This is a genomic window from Streptomyces sp. FH025 (genome assembly GCF_017427025.1).
Classification (GTDB): domain Bacteria; phylum Actinomycetota; class Actinomycetes; order Streptomycetales; family Streptomycetaceae; genus Kitasatospora.
This window is the reverse complement of the sequence record NZ_JAFLNG010001228.1, coordinates 1-1,055: the sequence shown is the minus strand read 5'-3', so window position 1 is coordinate 1,055 and position 1,055 is coordinate 1. Positions and strand designations below refer to the sequence as shown.

2 protein-coding genes are annotated in these 1,055 nt (G+C 72.9%); both read right to left on the bottom strand.

Going from position 1 to position 1,055, the window contains the following annotated elements; genetic code table 11:
• Positions 1 to 290 (bottom strand): hypothetical protein (locus tag J0670_RS38595; RefSeq protein ID WP_207817431.1); only part of this gene is annotated, 290 nt, incomplete at its 3' end.
• Positions 287 to 718, bottom strand: a complete 432-nt coding sequence (locus J0670_RS38590) for a hypothetical protein (RefSeq protein ID WP_207817430.1) — start codon at positions 716 to 718, stop codon at positions 287 to 289. The genes J0670_RS38590 and J0670_RS38595, both read right to left, overlap by 4 nt.
• Positions 719 to 1,055 lie beyond the last annotated feature (337 nt).

Sequence of the window (1,055 nt, the reverse complement as noted above, 5' to 3'; positions counted from 1 at the left end):
CCGAGAACGGCGTCCCGGCCGAAGAACCACTCGGCCTGTGTCGACTCGAAGGCGGCCATGCCGGGGTAGGGGCAGTCGTCGCCGTTCTTCTCGCCGGACCCGATCCGCCGGAGGCCGCCGTCTTCGTAGTGCACGTGCACGGCACCGGTGGCGATGAACTGGTCCCGGCCGGCCATGTAGATGGTGGCGTCGCCCGAGGCGTACGCCTCCTGGCGCGGTTCGGTGTGCGGTTCGGCGCGCGCCTCGGTGTGCGGTTCCGGCCCGTCCGGACCGGGTTCCGGCCGGCTCACTGACCGTGGATGTGCATGTCATTGCCGGCCATGTAGACCCTCGCCTGATCGGAGGCCGTGCCCCGCATGGTCACCTGTCGCCCGCCGGAGCCGGACTCGGGCTCGCCCCCGTCGAGTTCGGCCAGGATCCGGCGCAGTTCGACCGCGAGCGAGGGGTCGGCCCGCAGCAGGTCGCGCAGCCGAGTCCGCCATTCGACGGTCAGTTCCTGTTCCACCTGCCCGCCGTCGGACTCCCCGGCGGCCAGCAGCGTTTCGCGCGTCTCCACCAACTGGGCCTCGACGACTTCGGCTTCCTCGGACCGCTCGGGATGCCGCCGGCGCCAGAGCGCCACGACTGCCTGCCTGGCCTGGTCCCACCCGTCAGCGGCCAGTCGGCCCACCAGGGCGGTCGCGGCCGATGACGCCAGTGCCGCCAGTTCCGGATCCATCTACAGCCCCCGCAAGAGATGTGGCGCTCCGTCAGTATCTGGTGCCACATTCTGCGACCTGGCCCCACCACTGACAACTTGCCTGGCTGCAGCCTCGGAGGTCCCGCGTGGCGGTCCTTGGGACCCGGAGTCGTTCTCGTCGACCACGGGGCCGACGCCGGCCCCCCGGGGGGAGTTTCTGGCCCGTGGCGCGGCGGCGGCCACCAGTCCGAAGGGCCATGGGCCGGGTCGGCCGCCTCGCGCCGTCGGCCCGGTGGGTGTGCGGCGCTGCCGCGCGCCTGCGCGCTGGGGGGCCGCGCCGACCCGTGTGACGCGTGTCCCAGCGCGGGAAGATCGC

What these genes read in the sequence shown, in the direction of transcription:
- J0670_RS38590 (WP_207817430.1), bottom strand. Translation starts at nt 718, where the DNA reads ATGGATCCGGAACTGGCGGCACTGGCGTCATCGGCCGCGACCGCCCTG.